Raw genomic sequence first — 18,572 nt, 5'->3', positions numbered from 1 at the left:
ACTTCTGCTCGTAGGAACCTCCAATGCAGACCGCCCTCGACCGCTACTTCAAGATCTCCGAACGGGGCAGCACCCTCCCCCGCGAGATCCGGGGCGGGTTCGCCACCTTCTTCGCGATGGCGTACATCATCGTGCTGAACCCGATCATCCTCGGCAGCGCCAAGGACATGTACGGCCACCACCTCGACAACGGCCAGCTGGTCACCGCCACCGCCGTCACCGCCGCCTTCACCACCCTCCTCATGGGGGTCATCGGCAACGTCCCGATCGCGCTGGCCGCCGGACTCGGCGTGAACTCCGTGGTCGCCCTCCAGCTCGCGCCCCGCATGTCGTGGCCGGACGCGATGGGCATGGTCGTCCTGGCCGGCCTCGTCGTGATGCTGCTGGTCGCCACCGGACTGCGCGAGCGCGTGATGAACGCGGTGCCCTACGGCCTGCGCAAGGCGATCGCCATCGGTATCGGCCTGTTCATCATGCTGATCGGGCTCGTGGACTCCGGGTTCATCACCCGCATCCCGGACGCCGCCCAGACCACCGTCCCGCTCCAGCTCGGCGCGGACGGTCACCTCAACGGCTGGCCGGTCCTGATCTTCGTCCTGGGCGTGCTGCTCACCCTCGGGCTGATCGTCCGCAAGGTCTCCGGCGCGATCCTGATCTCCATCGTCGCGATGACCGTCCTCGCGGTGATCGTGAACGCGGTCGCGACGATCCCGAGCTGGGGCCTGACGGCACCCAAGTGGCCCGGCAACCCGGTCGCCACCCCCGACTTCGGCCTGATCGGCCAGTTCAGCCTGTTCGGCGGCTTCTCCAAGGTCGGCGTGCTGACCGGCGTCCTGTTCGTCTTCACGGTCCTGCTGTCGTGCTTCTTCGACGCGATGGGCACGATCATGGGCATCAGCGACGAGGCCAAGCTGACCGACGGCGAGGGCAACATGCCCGGCATCAACAAGGTCCTCTTCGTCGACGGCATCGCCGTCGCGGCCGGCGGCGCCAGCTCCTCGTCCGCGACCACCTGCTTCGTGGAGTCCACGGCCGGAGTCGGCGAGGGCGCCCGCACGGGCTTCGCGAACGTCGTCACGGGCGCCCTGTTCGCCGTGGCGCTGTTCCTCACGCCCGTCGCCACGATGGTCCCCTCCCAGGCGGCCACCCCCGCGCTGCTCGCGGTGGGCTTCCTGATCCTGGCGGGCTCCGTCAAGGAGATCGACTGGGCCGACCACACGATCGCGATCCCGGCCTTCGTCACGATGGTGATGATGCCGTTCACCTACTCGATCACCAACGGCATCGGCATGGGCTTCATCACCTTCGTGGTGCTGCGCCTGGTGGCGGGCCGGGGCCGGGAGGTCCCGGTGCCGATGTACGTCGTGGCGGCGGTCTTCGGCTTCTACTACCTGATGCCGGCCCTGGGTCTCACGTGACCCCGTTGACCCCGTAGAACTTCTCTGTCTCCTCGACCGCGGTCTGGAACCGCTCGTCGAAGTCGTCGCGAACGAGCGTCCGGACCACATAGTCCTGGACGCTCATTCCCCTTTTCGCCGCATGGTGTCGGAGCCGTTCGAGCAGCTCCCCGTCTATCCGCAGGCTGAGCACGCTGGTCCCCATGGAACGAGGGTCAGGGGCGGCCCCGGCCACCGTGTCACGTTCCGCTCCGGTATCACCCATATGGGTGACGGAAGGGTTCAGTGGCCAGAGTCACGGGCATCTCGGCGTGTCGTATCCGTGTCCAGTTGGTCTTTAGCGAGAGTAATGAGTTACGCTAAAGAACATGCCGGACCTTAACCATGGCGACGACGCTGCCGCCGTGAACTCCCTGCGATCAGCCGTGATGCGGTTGTCCCGCCGACTCAAGCACCAGCGGGTCGACGAGTCACTGAGCCCCACCGAGATGTCGGTGCTGGGCACCCTGTCCAACTGCGGCAGCGCGACCCCTGGCGAGCTCGCTCGCAAGGAGCATGTGCAGCCGCCCTCGATGACCCGCATCGTCGCGCTGCTCGAAGCCAAGGGCCTGGTGCAGCTGGAGCCGCACCCCGAGGACCGGCGCCAGAAGGTCGTCACCAAGACCCCCCAGGCGGAGGCCATGCTCGAAGAGAGCCGCCGCAAGCGCAACGCGTTCCTGGCCGGCCTGGTCGACGGCCTCGACGAGGACGAGTGGGCGAAGATCGTCGCCGCCGCCCCCGTACTGGAGAAACTCGCACATCTGTGAGCGGGCCCCACGCCCGCTGTTCGTACGCGCTGCATAGGAGGCGACCTTTGAGTTCGGGACCCGGAGCAGATTCCGTCCCCGCGCCAGCCACCCCCGACTCCCCGCCCGCACCCGACACCCCCCGCAAGTCCTCGATGTTCAGCTCGCTGAAGATCCGCAACTACCGCCTCTTCTTCATCGGCCAGGTCGTCTCCAACACCGGCACCTGGATGCAGCGCATCGCCCAGGACTGGCTGGTCCTCAGCCTCACCGGCTCCTCCGCCGCCGTGGGCATCACGACCGCCCTCCAGTTCCTGCCGATGCTCCTCTTCGGGCTCTACGGCGGTGTCCTCGTCGACCGGCTGCCCAAGCGCCCCACCCTCCTCGTCACCCAGTCCGCGATGGCCCTGACCGGTCTCGCCCTCGCCTTCCTGACCCTCTCCGGCCATGTCCAGGTCTGGCACGTCTACGTCGCCGCCTTCGCCGTCGGCCTCGCCACGGTTGTCGACAACCCGGCCCGCCAGTCCTTCGTCTCCGAGATGGTCGGCCCCGAGCAGTTGCAGAACGCGGTCAGCCTCAACTCGGCGAACTTCCAGTCCGCCCGCCTGGTCGGCCCCGCCGTCGCGGGCGTCCTGATCACCGGCGTCGGCACCGGCTGGGCGTTCCTCTTCAACGGCCTGTCCTTCGTCGCCCCGCTGGCCGGCCTGCTCCTCATGCGCGGCCGTGAACTGACGGCCGTACAGCGTGCCCCGCGCGGCAAGGGCCAGCTCCGCGAGGGCCTGCACTACGTGGCCGGCCGCCCCGACCTGATCTGGCCGATCGTCCTCGTCGGCTTCATCGGCACCTTCGGCTTCAACTTCCCGGTGTGGCTGTCGGCCTACGCCGACGACATCTTCCACGCGGGCGCCGGCGCCTACAGCCTCTTCAACACCCTGATGGCGGTGGGCTCCCTGATCGGCGCGCTGCTCGCGGCCCGCCGCGGCACCACCCGCCTCCGCGTCCTGATCGCGGCGGCGGCGGCCTTCGGCCTGCTGGAGATCGTGGCCGCGGTCGCCCCCTCCTACTGGCTGTTCGCCCTGCTGATGGTCCCGATCGGCATCGCGGGCCTGACGGTCAACGTCACGGCCAACACCGCCGTCCAGATGGGCACCGACCCGGCCATGCGCGGCCGGGTGATGGCCCTGTTCATGATGGTCTTCATGGGCGGCACGCCCCTGGGCGCACCGATCGTCGGCTGGATCACGGACGCCTACGGCCCGCGGGTGAGCTTCGCGCTCGGCGGCGCGGTCGCGGCCCTGGCCGCCGCCACGATCGGCCTGGTCCTGGCCCGGATCGGCGACCTGCGCCTGTCGTTCGGCTGGAACCACGGCCACCCGAGCCTCGCCTTCGTCCCCAGGCAGCGGGAGCGACTGACCGCGGCGGCCTGACACTTGGGGCAGGTGCTACAGCCTGCGGGCCAGCACCTGCCCCGGCCAGTCGTCCGGGCCGACGACGAATGCCTCCGTCGCCGTGAACCCGTTGGCCTCGTAGTAGGCGACGAGCTTGCGGTCGTCGCCCGCGTAGCAGTCCACCCGCAGCAGCGAGATCCCGGCCGCCCGGGTCACCTCCGCCGCGTGCGCCAGCAGCGCGCTGCCGACGCCGTACCCCTTGAACCGGCGGTCGGAGGCCAGCAGATGCACATACCGCTCGGGCTCGTCGACGGCTTCGACGTACGACCCCGGTGCCTCGGTGAGGGTGAGCGTGCCGACCGGAACCCCGTCGATCTCGGCGAGGAACGGCGAGCCCTCCTCGACGTACCGCTGCACCATCGCCACCGCCTTCGGGTTCTCCGACCACGGCGTACTGCCCCACTGCCCGGTCCGCCCCTGCGCCACGAGCCACGCCACGGCGCTGTCGAGCATGCCGAGTATCGCGGGAACGTCCTCGGGACCGCCGTCCCTGATGCTGATGGTCATCCGTCCATGGTGGCAGGCTGAGCCCCATGAGACTCTTCGCCGCCGTGCTGCCACCGGAGCACATCACCGCCGAACTCGCCGCACGGGTCGATGAGTTGAGACGCCTGCCGGGCGCGGACGAACTGCGCTGGACCGGCCGCCCGGGCTGGCACCTCACCCTCGCGTTCTACGGCGAGGTCGACGACGACGCCGTACCGGAACTGTCGGCCGCCCTGGAGCGGACCGCGCGCCGCAGCGCACCCTTCCCTCTCGCGCTGCGCGGGGGCGGGCAGTTCGGGCAGGGACGGGCGCTGTGGGCCGGAGCGGCGGGGGACGTCACGGCCCTGGGCCTGCTGGCGGACGGTTGCGAGGAGGCGGCCACGACGGGCGAGCACCGCCGCTACCGCCCGCACCTGACCCTGGCCCGCAGCCGGGACGCGCGGGACGTCCGCCCGTATCTCGACCGCCTCGACGACTTCGCGGGACGGGAGTGGACGGTGGACGAACTGGTACTCGTGCGCAGCAACCTGCCGGGGTCCGGTGTTCCGGGGGAGCAGCCGCGGTACGAGGCGGTCGCCCGCCGGCCGCTGGGCGCGGCCGGTTAGGCTCGGGTCCGTGGACCCGAAAACCCGGAACCGGATCATGGCCGGTGTGCTTGTGCTGCTGTTCGTTGTCGTGGGGCTCGCCGCGGCGCTCGGTAAATGAGGGCGGGGCGCGGGGGACTGCGCGCTCGATGCCGGGTGCGCGTCCGCGGGGGCTGGCCGCGCAGTTCCCCGCGCCCCTGAAGGGGCGCTTGCCCTGGCGCCGACTACCAGGCGAAGGCCTCCGGCGAGGGCCCCGGACCGGGGAAGATCTCGTCCAGTGAGGCCAGCAGCTCCCCGCTCAGTTCCAGCTCCACGGCGCGCAGCGCGGAGTCGAGCTGTTCGGCGGTGCGCGGTCCGACGATCGGGCCGGTGACGCCGGGGCGGGTCAGCAGCCAGGCCAGGGCGGCTTCCCCGGGCTCCAGGCCGTGCTTGTCGAGGAGGTCCTCGTAGGCCTGGATCTGGGCGCGGATGGTGGTGTTGGCGAGGGAGTCGGCGGCCCGGCCACCGGCCCGGCGCCCGCCCTCGACCTCCTTCTTGATCACACCGCCGAGCAGCCCGCCGTGCAGCGGCGACCAGGGGATGACCCCGAGGCCGTACTCCTGCGCGGCCGGTATGACCTCCATCTCGGCGCGGCGCTCGGCGAGGTTGTAGAGGCACTGTTCGCTGACCAGCCCGATGGTGCCGCCGCGCCGCGCGGCGACCTCGTTGGCCTGGGCGATCTTGTAGCCGGGGAAGTTGGAGGACCCGACGTAGAGGATCTTGCCCTGCTGGATCAGGGTGTCGATCGCCTGCCAGATCTCCTCGAAGGGCGTCGCCCGGTCGATGTGGTGGAACTGGTAGATGTCGATGTAGTCCGTCTGGAGCCGCTTGAGGCTGGCGTCCACGGCGCGCCGGATGTTCACGGCGGAGAGCTTGTCGTGGTTGGGCCAGGCGTCGCCCTCGGCGGCCATGTTGCCGTAGACCTTGGTGGCGAGGACTGTCTTGTCGCGGTGGGCGGGGCTCTTGGCGAACCAGCTGCCGATGATTTCCTCGGTGCGGCCCTTGTTCTCGCCCCAGCCGTAGACATTGGCGGTGTCGAAGTAGTTGATGCCCGCGTCCAGCGCCGCGTCCATGATCGCGTGGCTGTCCGCCTCGTTCGTCTGCGGTCCGAAGTTCATCGTGCCGAGGACCAGTCGGCTGACCTTGAGGCCTGTGCGTCCGAGCTGCGTGTACTTCATGAGCACCCAGCCAACGTCTTGGAGTGCGCTCTATGCAAGGGGGGTCAGTCGCGGGGGAACTCGTCGGTCTTGAGGGTGAGGCCGACCACGGTGTCGGTGAGATCCATGTCGTCCCCGAACGCCACTTTCGTCTCGGTCGTGTAGTCGTCGCCCTTGGGATGGGTGTAGATGTGGCAGCGGCCCTGATAGGGGTCGGCGATGACGTAGACGGGGACCTCGGCGAGGGCGTACGCGGCCTTCTTCGGACCGTAGTCGTTGGCGGCGGTGCCCTTGGAGATGACCTCGGCGACGAACTCGACGTCCTGGTGGCGCCAGCCCCCGCCCTCCGTCTTCTCGGCACCCTCGGTCATCACCGTCACGTCGGTCGCGAATCCGTTGAGGTGGCCCGGGTAGTCGATACGGACATCGGACTTCACACGCTTCCGGGGGTACTTGGCCCGTAGCTGCTCGACGATGTCCAGGATGATCTCCCAGTGCGTGTCCCGCTGTGGCGACATGAAGACGGTCCCCTCGACGATCTCGACCTTGTATCCCTCGGGGGCGGGCATCTTCTCGATCCGCTCGAACCACTCGTCGAGCGTGATCTCGTCGTCGCTCTTGGCCATCGCGATCCTGTCTTCGAGGACGGTCATCGTGGCGCTCCTCCCCGGCCGCCCTCCACACAAGTGCAGCCGCGCGGTACAACGATACGCACGGTGACCGGGATACGGAGTGATCACGCCATCGGCCGTCGATATCCGGTTGCCCCCTCGGTGCCGGCCCCCGACCCTGTCCCCGTGACCCGACCGACGGACAAGGACATCGACACAGACGCGTACTTCATCTGCGCCACCCCCCGAACCGGCAGCTCCCTCCTCCTCGGCCTCCTCGACTCCACCGGGGTCGCCGGACACCCGCAGGCCTACTTCCGGTCGCCGGACGAGGCGGCGTGGGCCGAGCGCTGGGGAGTCGCCCACACCCCCCAACACGCCCTGGACTACGGCGACTTCGTGCGGGCCGCGCTCGCGGCGGGTCGTACCGGCAACGGGGTCTTCGGGGCCAAGCTCATGTGGGGCACGCACGCCGAACTCACAAGTCGCCTCGCGGACCTGCACCCTGACCTGGCCGGGGACGAAGTCGGGCTGCTGGAACGGGAGTTCGGCAGACGCCTCCGGTTCGTGCATCTGCGCCGGGACGACACCCTCGCGCAGGCCGTGTCCTGGCTGCGCGCCGAGCAGACCGGCGTCTGGTTCGTCGGCGGGAGGGGCGAGATCGGCGGCGCCCGGTCCGCCTCGGCCGCCGGTCGGCCCTCCTACGACCGCGACGCCGTCACCCGCATCCTGCGCACCGTGGAGGAGCACGACGCCGGCTGGCGGCGCTGGTTCGAGAGCCACGGCGTCGAGCCGTACCGCGTCCGCTACGAGGACCTCTCGGCGGACCCGGAGGCCGTCACCCTCCGCGTCCTCGACCACCTAGGGCTCACGCTCCCCGCGGGCCGCCGCATCACCCCCAGCCATCAGCGCCAGGCCGACCGCCTCAACGAGGAGTGGGCCGCCCGGTACCGGCTGCCGCCCCCGCCCCTGTGACCGTCGGCCGCGCCGGACGAGGAGTCCCAGTCGTCCTCCCCGCCGTCCCCGCCGTCCGCACTGTCCTCGCCGTACTCCCCGCCCATCCCCCACGCCTGATGCATCGCCGCCGCGAACGCCCCCGCGATCCGGTGCTCGCCGGAGGTGTTGGGGTGGGTGCCGTCGTAGGTGTCGTGGTTGATGTCGTACGCCTCCGGGACGGAGGCCAGCAGGAGCGGGGAGCGCGGGTCGTCCAGGTCGGCGACGGCCTTGGCCTGGAGTTCGTTGAAGAGGGCGACCTCGGCGGCGAAGGGGGCGTCGGTGCGGGCGCGGACGTTCGGGATCACCGGCAGGAACACCATGCGGACGGAGGGCCTCGCGGCGCGGGCCTCCGCCACGAAGGCGCGCAGGTTCTCGGCGGTCTGGGCCGCGTTCGTGTAGAAGCCCAGGTCGATCAGGCCCAGGGAGACCAGCAGCACGTCCGCCCGGTGCGCGCGCACCGCCCCGCCGATCAGCGGGACCATGTGCAGCCAGCCCTCGCCCCAGCCGGCGAGGTGGAAGTGCGGGAAGTCGGGGTCGGCGTACTCGTACGACGTGGGGGTGTCCGTCGCCTTGTCGTACAGCGTCTCGCGCGGGCCGACCACGGCGAACGGGCCGCCGTAGGTCGCGCGCAGATGCTGCCAGATCCGGTAGCGCCATGTGTGTTCGCCCGCGCTCCCGATCGTCATGGAGTCGCCTACGGGCATGAACCTGAGCATCCGCTCATGATGGACGATCAACGGCCGATCGCCGGAGCCGGTGGAGTGTGAGGCCCGCCACGATGGCAGGCTTGGGGGCATGCGTCGCTTCCTCGCGTTCCTCGGCGCCGGCTTCCTCGTCGGCGCGCTCGCCCTGCCCGCAGCAGCAGCACCCTCCGCCGACGGCGGCAAGGGCGACAAGGGGTTCACGATCACCGACTCCCGGATCACCGAGTCCAGCGGCCTCGCCGCCTCCCATCTCCACCCGGGCATCTACTGGACGCACAACGACAGCGACGACGGCCCGTACATCTACGCCGTCGACAGCGCCACCGGCAGGACGGTCGCCACCGTCACCTTCAGCGGCGTCGGCAAGCCGCGTGACGTCGAGGCCATCTCCATCGGGCCGGACAACCAGATCTACGTCGGCGACATCGGCGACAACCTCGACGGGACCTGGCCGCACGTCTGGATCTACCAGCTGCCCGAGCCGAAGGTGCTCAAGGACCAGACGATCCGCGCCACGCAGTACGTCGTGAAGTACTCGAACGGGGCGCGCAACGCCGAGTCGCTGGTCGTGCACCCCAAGACGGGGCGCGTCTACATCATCGACAAGAAGGAGGACGGCGGGCATCTCTTCGAGGGCCCGGCCAAGCTCTCCACCTCGGGCACCAACTACTTCAAGCCCGTCGCCGCCGTCGACCTCTGGGCCACCGACGCGGCCTTCTCGCCGAACGGAGAACAGCTCGCCGTACGCGGCTACTTCGGCGGCATCTACTACGACTGGAACGGCGGCAGGATCAAGCGCGAGGGCCGCCTCGACGTGCCGTTGCAGGGCCAGGGCGAGTCCATCAGCTACTCCGCGGACGGCACCAAGCTGATGTACGGCAGCGAGGGCACCGACAGCCCGGTGCAGGCCGAGGACGCGCCGGACGGAGCCTCGTCGGCGTCCAAGTCGCCGTCCGGAAGCGGGAGTTCGGCCAGCGGGGACGACGGCGGCGGCTCGGGAAAGAACCTGAAGGTGGGCGCCGTCGCCGTCCTGATCGTCTGCGGGGCCGTGATCGGGCTGCGGCGACTGACCCGGCGCGGCTGAATCCCTACCGCGCGGACCGCTGCCGGACCAGGACCTCCAGGCCGTCCAGGATGCGGCCGAGTCCGAACTCGAAGTGGTCGAAGCCGGCGGCGAAGGTGTCGGGGGAGAGGGACGCGAGGGTGGGATAGGCGCCGGTCGCCATGGCCTTCTCCAGCGCCGGGACCTGGGCGCCGTAGAACTCCGCGTCGCTCAGGCCGGTGGAGCGGGCCGCCTCCTCCTGGTGGACCTGGGTGCGGGCGGCGCCGACGACATAGCCGTCGATCATGACGACCGTCGAGACGAGTTCCGGGTCGGTCAGGCCCATGGGGCGGATCCGGCCGAGCAGGTGCTCCAGGGTGGCGAGGGCGCGCGGGCCCAGCAGCGGCCGGGACTGGTTGACGCGCAGCAGCCAGGGGTGGCGGCGGTGGACGGCGAGGGCGTCGCGGGCCGCGGTCTCCAGGGCGGCGCGCCAGCCGCCGGTGACCGGTCCGTCCGCCGAGGGCGCGGGGAAGCGGACGCGGTCGAGCATCAGGTCGAGGAGTTCGGCCTTGCCGGGGACGTAGCGGTACAGCGACATCGCGCCCGTGCCCAGGTCGGTGGCCACGCGCCGCATGGAGACCGCGTCGAGCCCCTCCCCGTCCGCGACGCGGATGGCCGCGTCCACGATCCGGTCGACGCTCAGGCCCGGCTTGGGGCCGCGGCTGGGGCGCGGGCCGGTGTCCCACAGCAGTTCGAGGGTGCGGCCGATGTCACCGCCGCCGCTGGATTCCTGACCGCCGCTCACCGGCCCGCTCGTCATGGGGGGAGTGTAGGTCCGGAGTGCGGGCCCCTGAACCGAAACCGAGTACACCGTACGCGCAATCGGATACGGTGCACGCAGGCCGCCAGGGAGGGAGGGACCCATGAGCCACGGACACGTCGTGGAGGCCGAGGCGCTGGAGAAGCGCTACGGCGACAAGCGCGCCCTCGACGGCTTCGACCTCGCCGTCCGCGAGGGCACCGTGCACGGTCTGCTCGGCCCGAACGGCGCCGGCAAGACCACCGCCGTGCGCATCCTCTCCACCCTCGTCCGGCTCGACGGCGGCCGGGCGACCGTCGCCGGTCTCGACGTGGCCCGGCAGCCGCGCCAGGTGCGCTCCCGGATCGGCCTGACCGGCCAGTACGCGGCGATCGACGAGATCCTCACCGGCCGCCAGAACCTGGAGATGTTCGGCCGTCTCTTCCATCTGGGCCGTAGGCGGGCCAAGTTGAGGGCGACCCAACTCCTGCGCCAGTTCGATCTGGAGGCCGCCGCCGACAAGGGCGCCGGCGGCTACAGCGGCGGCATGCGGCGCCGGCTGGACCTCGCCGCGTCGATGATCCTCGCTCCGGCCGTCCTCTTCCTGGACGAACCGACCACCGGCCTCGATCCGCGCAGCCGGGGCGAAGTCTGGGAAGCGGTACGGCAGTTGGTGGCCGACGGCACCACGGTCCTCCTCACCACCCAGTACCTGGAGGAGGCCGACCGGCTGGCCTCCCGCATCACCGTCATCGACCAGGGCCGGGCCATCGCCGACGACACCCCCGACGGCCTCAAGAACCGCGTCGGCGGCGACCGCGTCGAGGTCGTCGTCCGCGAACCCGCCCACGTCCCCTACGCGTTGCAGGCCGTGGCCAGGGTCGCCCACGGCGGTGAACCGGAGGCGGACATCGCGGAGTTGAAGGTCCACGCACCGGTCGCCGACCGGGTGGGCTCCCTCACCGAAGTCGCCCGCTTCCTCCAGCACTACGGCATCCCGGTGGAGGACATCGGCCTGCGCCGACCGAGCCTGGACGACGTGTTCCTCCGGCTGACGGGCCGCCGTACCGAAGCGGAACCGGCGCCGGAACCGGAGATCGAGGGGGCCGCGGTATGAGCGGCGGTGTCACGACGGCGTCCGAGGGCACCGGACGCACCTACCGCAGACGACCGCAGCACGGCCGTCTCTTCTGGACGGTCGCCGACTGCTGGAACGTCGTCCGGCGCGGCCTGACCCACTACCGGCGCCAACCCGTCAGCATCCTCTGGCAGTTGGGCTTCCCCATCCTGTCCGTGCTGCTGTACGGATACGTCTTCGGCAAGGCCATCCAGGTGCCGGGCGGCGGCGACTACAAGGCGTTCCTGATGCCCGGGATGTTCGTGATGACCGTCGCCATGGGGTTCGTCTCCACGGCGACCATCTTCGTCAACGACGCCAAGAAGGGCGTCATCGACCGGTTCCGCTCGATGCCGATGGCGCCGTCCGCGGTGGTGGCGGGCCGCGGCGCGACCGATCTCATCGTGTCCTGCGCGGAGTTGGGCATCATGATGTCCACCGCCTACGGCATGGGCTGGCGCCCGGACTTCGGCACGGGCCCCCTCTTCGGCCACGGCTTCGGCTTCGCCAGGGCGGTGCTCCTGCTGCTCGCCCTGCGCTTCGCGCTCATCTGGGTCGGAGTCTGGCTGGGCCTCCTCCTGCCCGGCCCCGAACAGGTCGGCGGCCTGTTCGCGATCGTCTTCCCGCTGACGATGATCTCCAGCATCTACGTCTCCCCCCAGCAGATGCCCCACTGGCTGGGCCGGGCCGCCCTGTGGAACCCGCTCTCCTCCACGGCGGGCGCCACCCGCGCCCTCTTCGGCGCACCGACCGGCCAGGGCACGTCCTGGCCGGAGCGGCACGCGCTGCTGCTCGCCGGGGCGTGGCCGGCGGCGCTGACACTGGTGTTCCTGCCGTTGGCGGTACGGAGGTTCCGCAGGCTCAGCCGGTAGATGTTCCTCCGCGTCCTTTCCCGGGGCGTGAGTTCGGCGGATTCCGTTGCCGGGCGGGAGCCGTACCACCATGCTTTCGGACATGGATCTGGGGGACGTGCCGGGGCGGTACGCGGCGACGGTGGACACGTTGTGCCAGGAACTGCACAGGATTCGCGCGCTCGGGCTGCTGCGGTTGCACGAGGCGGCACTCGTCGAACTGCCGCGAGTGCTCGCACGGTCCGCTGGCGCGGACACACGGCCGGTACCGAGGCACGGCGAGGTCGACACGGCCGCGGTGGAACAGGCACTGCTTCACGCGGTCGAAGGGCTCGACCCCGAACAGCGCGAGGTGGGCCTGATCACCTTCGGTCTCCTGCCGGGCACACGTGCCCTGGCGGGCAAGGCGCGCCGGGACAAGGCTGTCGGCATGGCGGGCATCGGCTTCGACAGGTTCCGCAAACACCACGAGAAGCTGCTCATCCGTCAGGTCGCCGAGGCGATCCTGGCGGGAGCCGAACCTGAAACCGTCCTGCTCGACCCGACGCCGGGGCCGGCCGCTGAAACACGTGAGACGGGCCCGGGGCCCGTGCCGTCATGCCCGCCCGAGCCCGTGCGGGCGGGTCGGCATCCGGTGCTCACGCGCTTTCCGCATGGAGAGGTGACCGTCACCCTGCATGTCGCGCCCATCGAACTGATCGAGGACGTCGACGTGCTGGTGTCGTCGGAGAACATCTACTTCGAGATGTCCAAGACGTTCCGCCGCACGGTCTCGGGGAGCTTACGACGGGCCGGTGCGACCAAGGACGCCGGTGGGAGGATCGTGGACGATGTGATCGCGCATCAGCTCCGGACCTGGACCGAGACCTCGGTGCCGTCCGGACTGCCCGTGGCCCTCGGCACCGTGGCGGTGACCCCGCCGGGCGCACTGGCGGCGCGTGGCGTGCGCCGAATCTTCCACGCGGCGGTCACCACCCCCTGCGCGACCGGGAACGGTTACGAGACAGCACCGGAAGCCGTCGCCGAGGCGGTCGTACGTGTCTTCAGGCTGGCGGGCGAGGAGCGGGATTCCGGCGGACTCCCGCTGCGGTCCGTCGCCCTGCCCCTGTTCGGCGCCGGGCGCGGCGGCCTTGCCGCCCGCCAGAGCGTGGAGGCGGTTCTCGGGGCGCTGGAGATCGCCCTCGCGGCCGACCCCGACTGGTCGGTGCACCTGGTGACACGCAATCCCGTCAGCGCGGCTGCCGTACTGGACGCACTCGCCGCGCGACAGCGGTGAGCCCGGACGGCGCGACGGCGACGGTGACGACGGCCGGGCACCGTGCGCTCAGTCGGCCTCCGTGAGGCGGTACTTCTTCGTCCCGCCCTTGGGCTGGTGGATGATGACCGACCCGTCCTTGATGACGTACAGGTACCCGTGGTTGCGTGCCTGGTAGCCGTCCGTGGTGGTCTCGGCGGGGATGGTGATCTCCTCGGACTTCTTGTGGCGGGCGTCCGGGTGAAGCCAGGAGCCGTCGTAGTAGATCTTTCCGCTCGTGGTCTCGCACAACCGGATGAGGTTCCACTCGGTCGTGTAGGTGTGCAGCAGTGTCGCTCCGCTGCCGTCAGGAATGCGGGCGGCCACGGTGGTGGGGCAGGGGGGCCCTGCCCGGAGCGGGAGCGCGGTGGACGGGTCGGTGTGGTTGTTCTTGAACCAGTACACGCCACCGCCGATCAGTGCCAGCGCTGTCACCAGCACCCCGGCCACCCACGGTGTGGCGCCGCTTCGGCGGGGACGCGCGGGCGGCTGCGGTCGGCGGGTCGCCGGTGGTACCGGTTGCGCGGGCGGCGTGATGTGCGGCTGAGGGTGGGGGCGGGGCGTCTGGAGCGGCAGGCCGTGGTTCGCCGGGGTCTGTCTTGGTCCGGAGGTCGCCCGCTGGTGCTGGACCCCCCGCCGATGCTGGGCGGCGTAATCGTCCAGGACGCGCAGCGCGTCGTCACGGTAGGACGGCGTGCGGCCGGTGGTGAGGAAGGCTCTGTGCAGGGCGCCGTGCCACTCGGCCGCGCTGGGACGCGTGTTCGTCGCGAACGGGTCGTCGAGCGCGCGGCTGAACAGCTGACGTAGCGTCGGGTCCAGCCGAGCAGGGAACCCCGAGGGCTTGATCCACCGCCCCTTCCGGTGTCCTTCCGGCCAACGAGGACCACCGGGGTTGAGGAACAGGCCGCGGTACAGCACCAGGGCGAGGGCGAACCGGTCGCTGAACCGGTCGTGCGCCGGGATCGTGTCGGCCATGCGACGGGGATCCGTCCATTCCTGTGTGGCGACCCCGTGTGTGGCCGGCGTGCTCCACGAGGTCAGCCCGTCGCAGTCGATCAGATAGGCGTGTGTGTCCTGTTCGCGCCACACCAGGTTCTTCGCGGACAAGTCCCCGTGGGTGAGCTTGAGATCCTCCAACTCCTTGAAGATGTCGCACACGCGCAGCAGTACACCGAGGCGTACCCATGCCGCGGGCGGCGGCGGCTCGGCCCGGGCCAGATAGAGGAAGTCGAGCGTACGGGCCGCCGAACGGCCGGCCGGGTCCGTGAACATGAAGGATGGCGGGATGAGGGGCAGCACGACGCCCGCCACATCACCGTTCCTGCCGTGGATCACGTCGATGGGCCAATTGATGGAGGATTCGGCGGTCGTGGCGAGGCCGCCGCGCGCCCCTGACCCACGGCCGTTCTCGGCCCGACGCACGGCCTCCAGGCCGAGCAGGGCCAACTCGTGCAGCCGGTGGACCTCGGACGACGAGGACACGGGAGCCTTGTACTCCTTGTAGACGCGCTTCACCCCGTCCTGGTCCGTGCAGCGGTACAGCAGCCCCTGGCCGCCGTCTTTGTTGAAGGGCTGCGACTCGACCTGGTATCTGCGGCCGAGCCTGCTGGTGATGGCGCGCATCGGTCATCCGTCCCGCGACTGCCGTGACCACACCACGAGAGCGGTCCGGTCGTCGTGCGAACCACGGCGCCGGTAGCGCAGTGAGTCGGCCATCGCGACGGCGTCGCAGGGCCGTGCCCAGCGTTCGGCGAGCCAGGCGCGCACCGCGGGCGAGCCGAAGGCGTCCTCCGCCAACCCGTCCGATGCCAGGATCAGACGGTCGCCGGGACCCTCCTCGGCCAGCGGGGCGTACTCGGCGATCTCCGCCGCGGCGGGGTGGGGCAGCGCGGCGGAGACCCGGTTGACGGGTCCGCCGTCGCGGGGGAACACGGTCTCCCACTCCTCCTTGGCCAGCCGCATCACCGCACAGTCCCCGACCCGGACGGCCCAGCCGGTGCCCGTGGCCGGGAGCAGTACCAGGACGGCCGTGCAGGACAGGTCTCGGTCCGTCACGTCGGGCATCCCGGCCGCGCGCAACTCCGCCACCCGCGCGCACGCCGCGCCGAGGACACCGCCCAGGACGGCTTGCGGGTCGGCCGCGAGTTGTCCGACGGTGACCGTACGGGCCATCTCGCACAGCAGGGACGCCAGGAGGGTCGCGCCGATCTGCGAGGTCGACGGACGCGAGCCCAGGCCGTCACAGACAGCGGCGGCGAGCAGTGAGCCGTCGTCGGAGAGGGTGAACTGGTAGGCGTCCTGTGCTGTGGTGCCCCCGTTCAGGTGCGCTTGCCCGGCGAGGCTCGCCGCACCCAGCCAGCGGTCGCCCAGCAGCCCGCCGTCGGCCCTCAGCCCAGGGAGCGACGTCGTGAGCGGCGCGAGGCGGGGGAACGGAAGCGGTTGCAGGTGTTCGCCCACATGAGGCGCCTCGGTGGGCAGGGTGCGAGGTGGGGCGAAGGACGGAAGCGCGAGGGCCGCAGTACTCGCTCCTGCCGATGCGCGGACGTCGGTGTCGGCATCGGGCGCGCCGGGCGCGCGCACGACGTCCGACGCGGGGCCGCTGTCCACGGCGGTGGCCTCAGGCTCGTCCACGGCCATGGGCGTCCCGCCCGCCGTGCCCGGCTCGGTCATGTCCGACCGAGCCGGGCCGGCGTCCGTCGTCGTGGGTCCCGCGCCCGGGACGACGGCACCATGGTCTGCCGCAGGGTTCCCGCCGCCGCGGTCGTCCGCTTCCTGAACCGCGTGCCGGGCCCGGCGCCGGCTGAACAGTGGCACGCTCAGTTCACCGTGCGCTGGTCGAGCGGGAGTTGCGTGAGCTTCGTGCCGTCGAGCGGCACCGAGAGCGCGCCGCCCGTGGCCGAGGAGAAGCTGCTGGAGGTGGTCCGAATGCTTCTCAGCACGGTGCGAAGGATCTCGCGTACGGCCGTGCCCGGGTCGCTCTCGTCGGTGAAGAAGGCGAAGCCCGTCGAGACCCGTTGGATGGCGTCCCGGTTCGCCTGGCCGAAGCCGAAGCTCACGATCTGCGCCCCGTACTTGTCGTCCCTGGAGGTGATCTGGTTCCGGGTGTGGGTCCAGTCGACGCCCGCGTTGTGCTCGCCGTCGCTGATGAAGAAGATCACCGGCTGGTGGTAGGCGCTGCCCTTGCCGAGGCCCTTGATGCCGTCGCGCAGCGCGTCACCGGAGGCGCGCAGTCCCTCGTCGAAGTTGGTCCCGCCCTCCGGTGAGAGCACGGGCATGTCGGCGTACGCGATGTCGGTCAGGGGCAGGACGGCCTTGGCCCGGTCGGAGAAGGTCACCACGGCGAGCCGTGCGATCTCGCCGGTGGCAGGGTCGCTCTTGACCGCCGACTTGATCTCGGGGAGGGCCTCGTTGACAGCCGCCATCGGCGGTCCCGCCATCGAGTACGAGACATCGATACAGAGGCAGACGGGAAACACGGCGGGGCGTTCGACGTTCGAGAATTCAGACATTCCTGTCCTGACGTGGCTCGGTGATCGAGGAGGGAAAGCAGGAAATGCAAGAAGTGCCGCCGTGCAAGAACGGCGCGCTTTCTCCATTCCTGTTTGACTGCCCGAATGTGCGCAGCAATGTGTTGTCGGCGCCGAAGGCGAATGGACCCCGTTGCATTCGGAATGGAACATGCCGAAAGGTGCGGCTGTGGTAGCCCGGGCAGTTACTGATGAAAAAGTATGCACGTGTGCGGGTGGTCGGTCTGCGGTTTCGGCCAAATACCCGGAAAGAGCCCGGAAGGCGCCCGGCTTTTGCCGCTGCGGGGCACGCTCGCGGACAGGCCGTCGGGGCGGCGTCAGGCCCCGGTGTCGTCCGGGGGCCCGACCCTGACCTTGAAATCCTTCAGTTGCTCATCGACCCACCGCACGCCGTCCGGATCGTCGAGGTCGCGTGCGGGTTCGTCGGTGGGCTCCAGCAGATCGCTGTGCGCACAGCGGTCGAACAGCACCAGTGACATCGCCGGGAAGGAGAGCCGCGACCCGTAGAGGAAGCCCTGCGCCCAGGGGGCCTCGGCACGAAGCCAGTGCGCCCAGCGGCGGGTGAAGGCGTATTCCGCGGGCTTGGAGCGCACCAGCCAGTCGTCCTCCTGCTGCACGGCATTGAGGTCGAACAGGCTGTGCAGCGACAGCAGTGGCACGTCGCGGGCCAGCCGGATCTGAGAGAGCCGCTTGCCCTCCAGTTCTCTGCGCGGCAGGACACGGGTGGGACTGGTGCCGTCGAAGCTGATGTCGCGCAGCAGCCTCTCGGCCAGCGCCGTCGTCGGTTCGGGCGCCGCGTACAGGTAGGAGTAGTGGTCGTTGGGGGTGCTGTCGAACCGGCCGCCCCCGAAGTGGTGGTCCTGGGGCGTGGGGTTGAACTCGACCGCCTCGCGCTTGCGTGAGTGCACCCGGTGCAGGATCCGGCCGGCCTCCCAGTCGACCCGCCTCGGTTCGGCCGTGCCCATATCGGGCAGTCGTGCGCCTCGGGCCATGTCAGTCCTCCTCTCCCACGACGCTCGCCGCGGCGAGCAGTTGTCCGTCCAGACCTCTGCCGAGCAGGGTCGCCGGGGGCGCGGCCAGCCAGGGGTTGGGGCCGAGCCACCAGTCGGCCACTCCCCAGGGATCCTCTGCGGCGCCCAGCATGCGATTGACGGCTACGACCACGTCCCGGGGCCGGCCTGAGCCGTCGAACTGGAAGGCCGGCAGCCCCTCGGTGCCGTCGTGGTGCCGCAGCCTGATCAGTTCGGGGGCGGTCGTCTCCACACCGAAGTTCTCCCTCAGGTCGTCCTCGGAGAGCGCGGGTGCCGCCAACAGCCGTTCGTACGGAGAGGGTTGGGCCCGCGCGTCGTCCGGCGGGGTCGGCCCGGTCGCGTGCGGTCCAGTCGACGGGTCGCCGAGTGAGGCGAACGAGGCCAGCAGTACGTGCGGCAGGGGTGATGTCGTGTCGGTGAACCGCCGCTCGACCGCTCGGACCTCGTCCTCGGGCAGCGAGGCGCGCAGATGGGCCGCGACGGCACGGGCCACTGCCCGCTGCCGCCGCTCGTCGCCCCCTTCGGCGGCCAGGTCGAGCAATACGTCGAGTTGGTTCCGGTCTTCCGGGGTGAGTTTCTCTCGTATCCCCTGCCGATCTCTCGTCAGCGCGCTGATGAGTCGTGCCTCGTCCTCGTCCATGCGCCCCCCTCGGGAATCGGGATGGATCCGTACGGTAGTGAGGTACCGTTCTTTTGGCAATTGA

19 protein-coding genes and 1 pseudogene are annotated in these 18,572 nt (G+C 70.4%); 9 read left to right on the top strand and 11 right to left on the bottom strand.

The features are described from left to right. The first annotated feature begins 23 nt into the window (after positions 1–23). Positions 24–1,418, top strand: a complete 1,395-nt coding sequence (locus ACIQPR_RS05540) for an NCS2 family permease (RefSeq protein WP_403642262.1) — start codon at positions 24–26, stop codon at positions 1,416–1,418. Here the strand turns inward: ACIQPR_RS05540 and ACIQPR_RS05535 are convergent. Further along, positions 1,411–1,602, bottom strand: a complete 192-nt coding sequence (locus tag ACIQPR_RS05535) for a ribbon-helix-helix protein, CopG family (protein ID WP_403642259.1) — start codon at positions 1,600–1,602, stop codon at positions 1,411–1,413. The two genes, ACIQPR_RS05540 and ACIQPR_RS05535, sit on opposite strands and share 8 nt — an antisense overlap. A 163-nt stretch (positions 1,603–1,765) precedes the next feature. Here ACIQPR_RS05535 and ACIQPR_RS05530 point away from each other — a divergent pair, with 163 nt between their 5' ends. Together ACIQPR_RS05530 and ACIQPR_RS05525 are read left to right on the top strand one after the other, a co-directional pair. Next, on the top strand, positions 1,766–2,203 hold the full coding sequence (locus ACIQPR_RS05530) for a MarR family winged helix-turn-helix transcriptional regulator (RefSeq protein WP_403642257.1): 438 nt from the start codon (positions 1,766–1,768) through the stop codon (positions 2,201–2,203). Positions 2,204–2,337: 134 nt separating this feature from the next. Then, complete coding sequence (locus ACIQPR_RS05525; protein WP_403642946.1) at positions 2,338–3,609, top strand: MFS transporter; 1,272 nt, start codon at positions 2,338–2,340, stop codon at positions 3,607–3,609. A 15-nt stretch (positions 3,610–3,624) separates the two neighbouring features. Here ACIQPR_RS05525 and ACIQPR_RS05520 read toward each other — a convergent pair whose 3' ends face one another. After that, the gene (locus tag ACIQPR_RS05520; RefSeq protein ID WP_403642255.1) at positions 3,625–4,137 is read right to left on the bottom strand and encodes a GNAT family N-acetyltransferase; all 513 of its coding nucleotides are present in this window, start codon (positions 4,135–4,137) and stop codon (positions 3,625–3,627) included. A gap of 26 nt (positions 4,138–4,163) precedes the next feature. Here ACIQPR_RS05520 and thpR point away from each other — a divergent pair, with 26 nt between their 5' ends. After that, positions 4,164–4,721, top strand: a complete 558-nt coding sequence (gene thpR, locus ACIQPR_RS05515) for an RNA 2',3'-cyclic phosphodiesterase (protein WP_403642253.1) — start codon at positions 4,164–4,166, stop codon at positions 4,719–4,721. A 203-nt stretch (positions 4,722–4,924) separates the two neighbouring features. On the opposite strand, the gene ACIQPR_RS05510 is transcribed toward thpR, so the two are convergent. Next, entirely contained in the window at positions 4,925–5,917 is a 993-nt protein-coding gene (locus tag ACIQPR_RS05510) for an aldo/keto reductase (protein WP_403642252.1), read from the bottom strand. 44 nt (positions 5,918–5,961) lie between these two features. Continuing rightward, positions 5,962–6,549 carry a Uma2 family endonuclease gene (locus tag ACIQPR_RS05505; protein WP_403642249.1) on the bottom strand — a complete coding sequence of 196 codons (588 nt, stop codon included), beginning with the start codon at positions 6,547–6,549 and terminating at the stop codon, positions 5,962–5,964. 144 nt (positions 6,550–6,693) lie between these two features. Between ACIQPR_RS05505 and ACIQPR_RS05500 the strand changes: the two genes are divergently transcribed. After that, positions 6,694–7,482 (top strand): Stf0 family sulfotransferase, encoded by a 789-nt coding sequence (locus ACIQPR_RS05500; RefSeq protein WP_403642246.1) that lies wholly within the window; start codon positions 6,694–6,696, stop codon positions 7,480–7,482. 71 nt (positions 7,483–7,553) lie between these two features. On the opposite strand, the pseudogene ACIQPR_RS05495 reads toward ACIQPR_RS05500, so the two are convergent. Then, a pseudogene (locus ACIQPR_RS05495) lies at positions 7,554–8,219 on the bottom strand (SGNH/GDSL hydrolase family protein); the annotation flags it as partial. 79 nt (positions 8,220–8,298) lie between these two features. Between ACIQPR_RS05495 and ACIQPR_RS05490 the strand changes: the two are divergent. Further along, positions 8,299–9,291 carry a WD40 repeat domain-containing protein gene (locus ACIQPR_RS05490; protein WP_403642244.1) on the top strand — a complete coding sequence of 331 codons (993 nt, stop codon included), beginning with the start codon at positions 8,299–8,301 and terminating at the stop codon, positions 9,289–9,291. Positions 9,292–9,295: 4 nt separating this feature from the next. On the opposite strand, the gene ACIQPR_RS05485 is transcribed toward ACIQPR_RS05490, so the two are convergent. Continuing rightward, entirely contained in the window at positions 9,296–10,069 is a 774-nt protein-coding gene (locus ACIQPR_RS05485; protein WP_403642241.1) for a TetR/AcrR family transcriptional regulator, read from the bottom strand. Between the two features lie 103 nt (positions 10,070–10,172). On the opposite strand from ACIQPR_RS05485, the gene ACIQPR_RS05480 reads away from it, so the two are divergent. From ACIQPR_RS05480 to ACIQPR_RS05470, 3 genes are all read left to right on the top strand, one after another. Next, a complete protein-coding gene (locus ACIQPR_RS05480; RefSeq protein WP_403642238.1) occupies positions 10,173–11,165 on the top strand; it encodes an ATP-binding cassette domain-containing protein in 993 nt (330 codons plus the stop codon). Beyond that, positions 11,162–12,037, top strand: a complete 876-nt coding sequence (locus ACIQPR_RS05475; protein WP_403642235.1) for an ABC transporter permease — start codon at positions 11,162–11,164, stop codon at positions 12,035–12,037. The genes ACIQPR_RS05480 and ACIQPR_RS05475 overlap by 4 nt, the downstream gene beginning before the upstream one ends. Positions 12,038–12,119: 82 nt before the next feature. Then, positions 12,120–13,292: a hypothetical protein gene (locus ACIQPR_RS05470; protein WP_403642232.1), complete on the top strand. Its 1,173-nt coding sequence runs from the start codon at positions 12,120–12,122 to the stop codon at positions 13,290–13,292. A gap of 48 nt (positions 13,293–13,340) precedes the next feature. Here the strand turns inward: ACIQPR_RS05470 and ACIQPR_RS05465 are convergent, their stop codons facing one another. From ACIQPR_RS05465 to ACIQPR_RS05445, 5 genes are all read right to left on the bottom strand, one after another. Next, positions 13,341–14,933 carry a hypothetical protein gene (locus ACIQPR_RS05465; protein ID WP_403642230.1) on the bottom strand — a complete coding sequence of 531 codons (1,593 nt, stop codon included), beginning with the start codon at positions 14,931–14,933 and terminating at the stop codon, positions 13,341–13,343. 3 nt (positions 14,934–14,936) lie between these two features. After that, positions 14,937–16,124, bottom strand: a complete 1,188-nt coding sequence (locus ACIQPR_RS05460; RefSeq protein ID WP_403642228.1) for a protein phosphatase 2C domain-containing protein — start codon at positions 16,122–16,124, stop codon at positions 14,937–14,939. A 2-nt stretch (positions 16,125–16,126) separates the two neighbouring features. Next, on the bottom strand, positions 16,127–16,819 hold the full coding sequence (locus ACIQPR_RS05455; protein ID WP_403642225.1) for a VWA domain-containing protein: 693 nt from the start codon (positions 16,817–16,819) through the stop codon (positions 16,127–16,129). A gap of 335 nt (positions 16,820–17,154) precedes the next feature. Next, the gene (locus ACIQPR_RS05450) at positions 17,155–17,829 is read right to left on the bottom strand and encodes an RES family NAD+ phosphorylase (protein WP_403642222.1); all 675 of its coding nucleotides are present in this window, start codon (positions 17,827–17,829) and stop codon (positions 17,155–17,157) included. A gap of 1 nt (position 17,830) precedes the next feature. Continuing rightward, on the bottom strand, positions 17,831–18,508 hold the full coding sequence (locus tag ACIQPR_RS05445) for a DUF3168 domain-containing protein (protein WP_403642219.1): 678 nt from the start codon (positions 18,506–18,508) through the stop codon (positions 17,831–17,833). Between the last annotated feature and the right edge of the window lie 64 nt (positions 18,509–18,572).

Source organism: Streptomyces sp. NPDC091280, from assembly GCF_044768565.1.
In the GTDB taxonomy this organism is placed as follows: Bacteria; Actinomycetota; Actinomycetes; order Streptomycetales; family Streptomycetaceae; genus Streptomyces.
This window is presented reverse-complemented; position numbering and strand designations above follow the sequence as displayed.

What these genes read in the sequence shown, in the direction of transcription:
- ACIQPR_RS05535 (WP_403642259.1), bottom strand. Translation starts at nt 1,602, where the DNA reads ATGGGGACCAGCGTGCTCAGCCTGCGGATAGACGGGGAGCTGCTCGAA.
- ACIQPR_RS05445 (WP_403642219.1), bottom strand. Translation starts at nt 18,508, where the DNA reads ATGGACGAGGACGAGGCACGACTCATCAGCGCGCTGACGAGAGATCGG.
- ACIQPR_RS05530 (WP_403642257.1), top strand. Translation starts at nt 1,766, where the DNA reads ATGCCGGACCTTAACCATGGCGACGACGCTGCCGCCGTGAACTCCCTG.
- ACIQPR_RS05450 (WP_403642222.1), bottom strand. Translation starts at nt 17,829, where the DNA reads ATGGCCCGAGGCGCACGACTGCCCGATATGGGCACGGCCGAACCGAGG.
- ACIQPR_RS05475 (WP_403642235.1), top strand. Translation starts at nt 11,162, where the DNA reads ATGAGCGGCGGTGTCACGACGGCGTCCGAGGGCACCGGACGCACCTAC.
- ACIQPR_RS05490 (WP_403642244.1), top strand. Translation starts at nt 8,299, where the DNA reads ATGCGTCGCTTCCTCGCGTTCCTCGGCGCCGGCTTCCTCGTCGGCGCG.
- ACIQPR_RS05470 (WP_403642232.1), top strand. Translation starts at nt 12,120, where the DNA reads ATGGATCTGGGGGACGTGCCGGGGCGGTACGCGGCGACGGTGGACACG.
- ACIQPR_RS05455 (WP_403642225.1), bottom strand. Translation starts at nt 16,819, where the DNA reads ATGTCTGAATTCTCGAACGTCGAACGCCCCGCCGTGTTTCCCGTCTGC.
- ACIQPR_RS05525 (WP_403642946.1), top strand. Translation starts at nt 2,338, where the DNA reads ATGTTCAGCTCGCTGAAGATCCGCAACTACCGCCTCTTCTTCATCGGC.
- thpR (WP_403642253.1), top strand. Translation starts at nt 4,164, where the DNA reads ATGAGACTCTTCGCCGCCGTGCTGCCACCGGAGCACATCACCGCCGAA.
- ACIQPR_RS05485 (WP_403642241.1), bottom strand. Translation starts at nt 10,069, where the DNA reads ATGACGAGCGGGCCGGTGAGCGGCGGTCAGGAATCCAGCGGCGGCGGT.
- ACIQPR_RS05540 (WP_403642262.1), top strand. Translation starts at nt 24, where the DNA reads ATGCAGACCGCCCTCGACCGCTACTTCAAGATCTCCGAACGGGGCAGC.
- ACIQPR_RS05465 (WP_403642230.1), bottom strand. Translation starts at nt 14,933, where the DNA reads ATGCGCGCCATCACCAGCAGGCTCGGCCGCAGATACCAGGTCGAGTCG.
- ACIQPR_RS05480 (WP_403642238.1), top strand. Translation starts at nt 10,173, where the DNA reads ATGAGCCACGGACACGTCGTGGAGGCCGAGGCGCTGGAGAAGCGCTAC.
- ACIQPR_RS05520 (WP_403642255.1), bottom strand. Translation starts at nt 4,137, where the DNA reads ATGACCATCAGCATCAGGGACGGCGGTCCCGAGGACGTTCCCGCGATA.
- ACIQPR_RS05505 (WP_403642249.1), bottom strand. Translation starts at nt 6,549, where the DNA reads ATGACCGTCCTCGAAGACAGGATCGCGATGGCCAAGAGCGACGACGAG.
- ACIQPR_RS05510 (WP_403642252.1), bottom strand. Translation starts at nt 5,917, where the DNA reads ATGAAGTACACGCAGCTCGGACGCACAGGCCTCAAGGTCAGCCGACTG.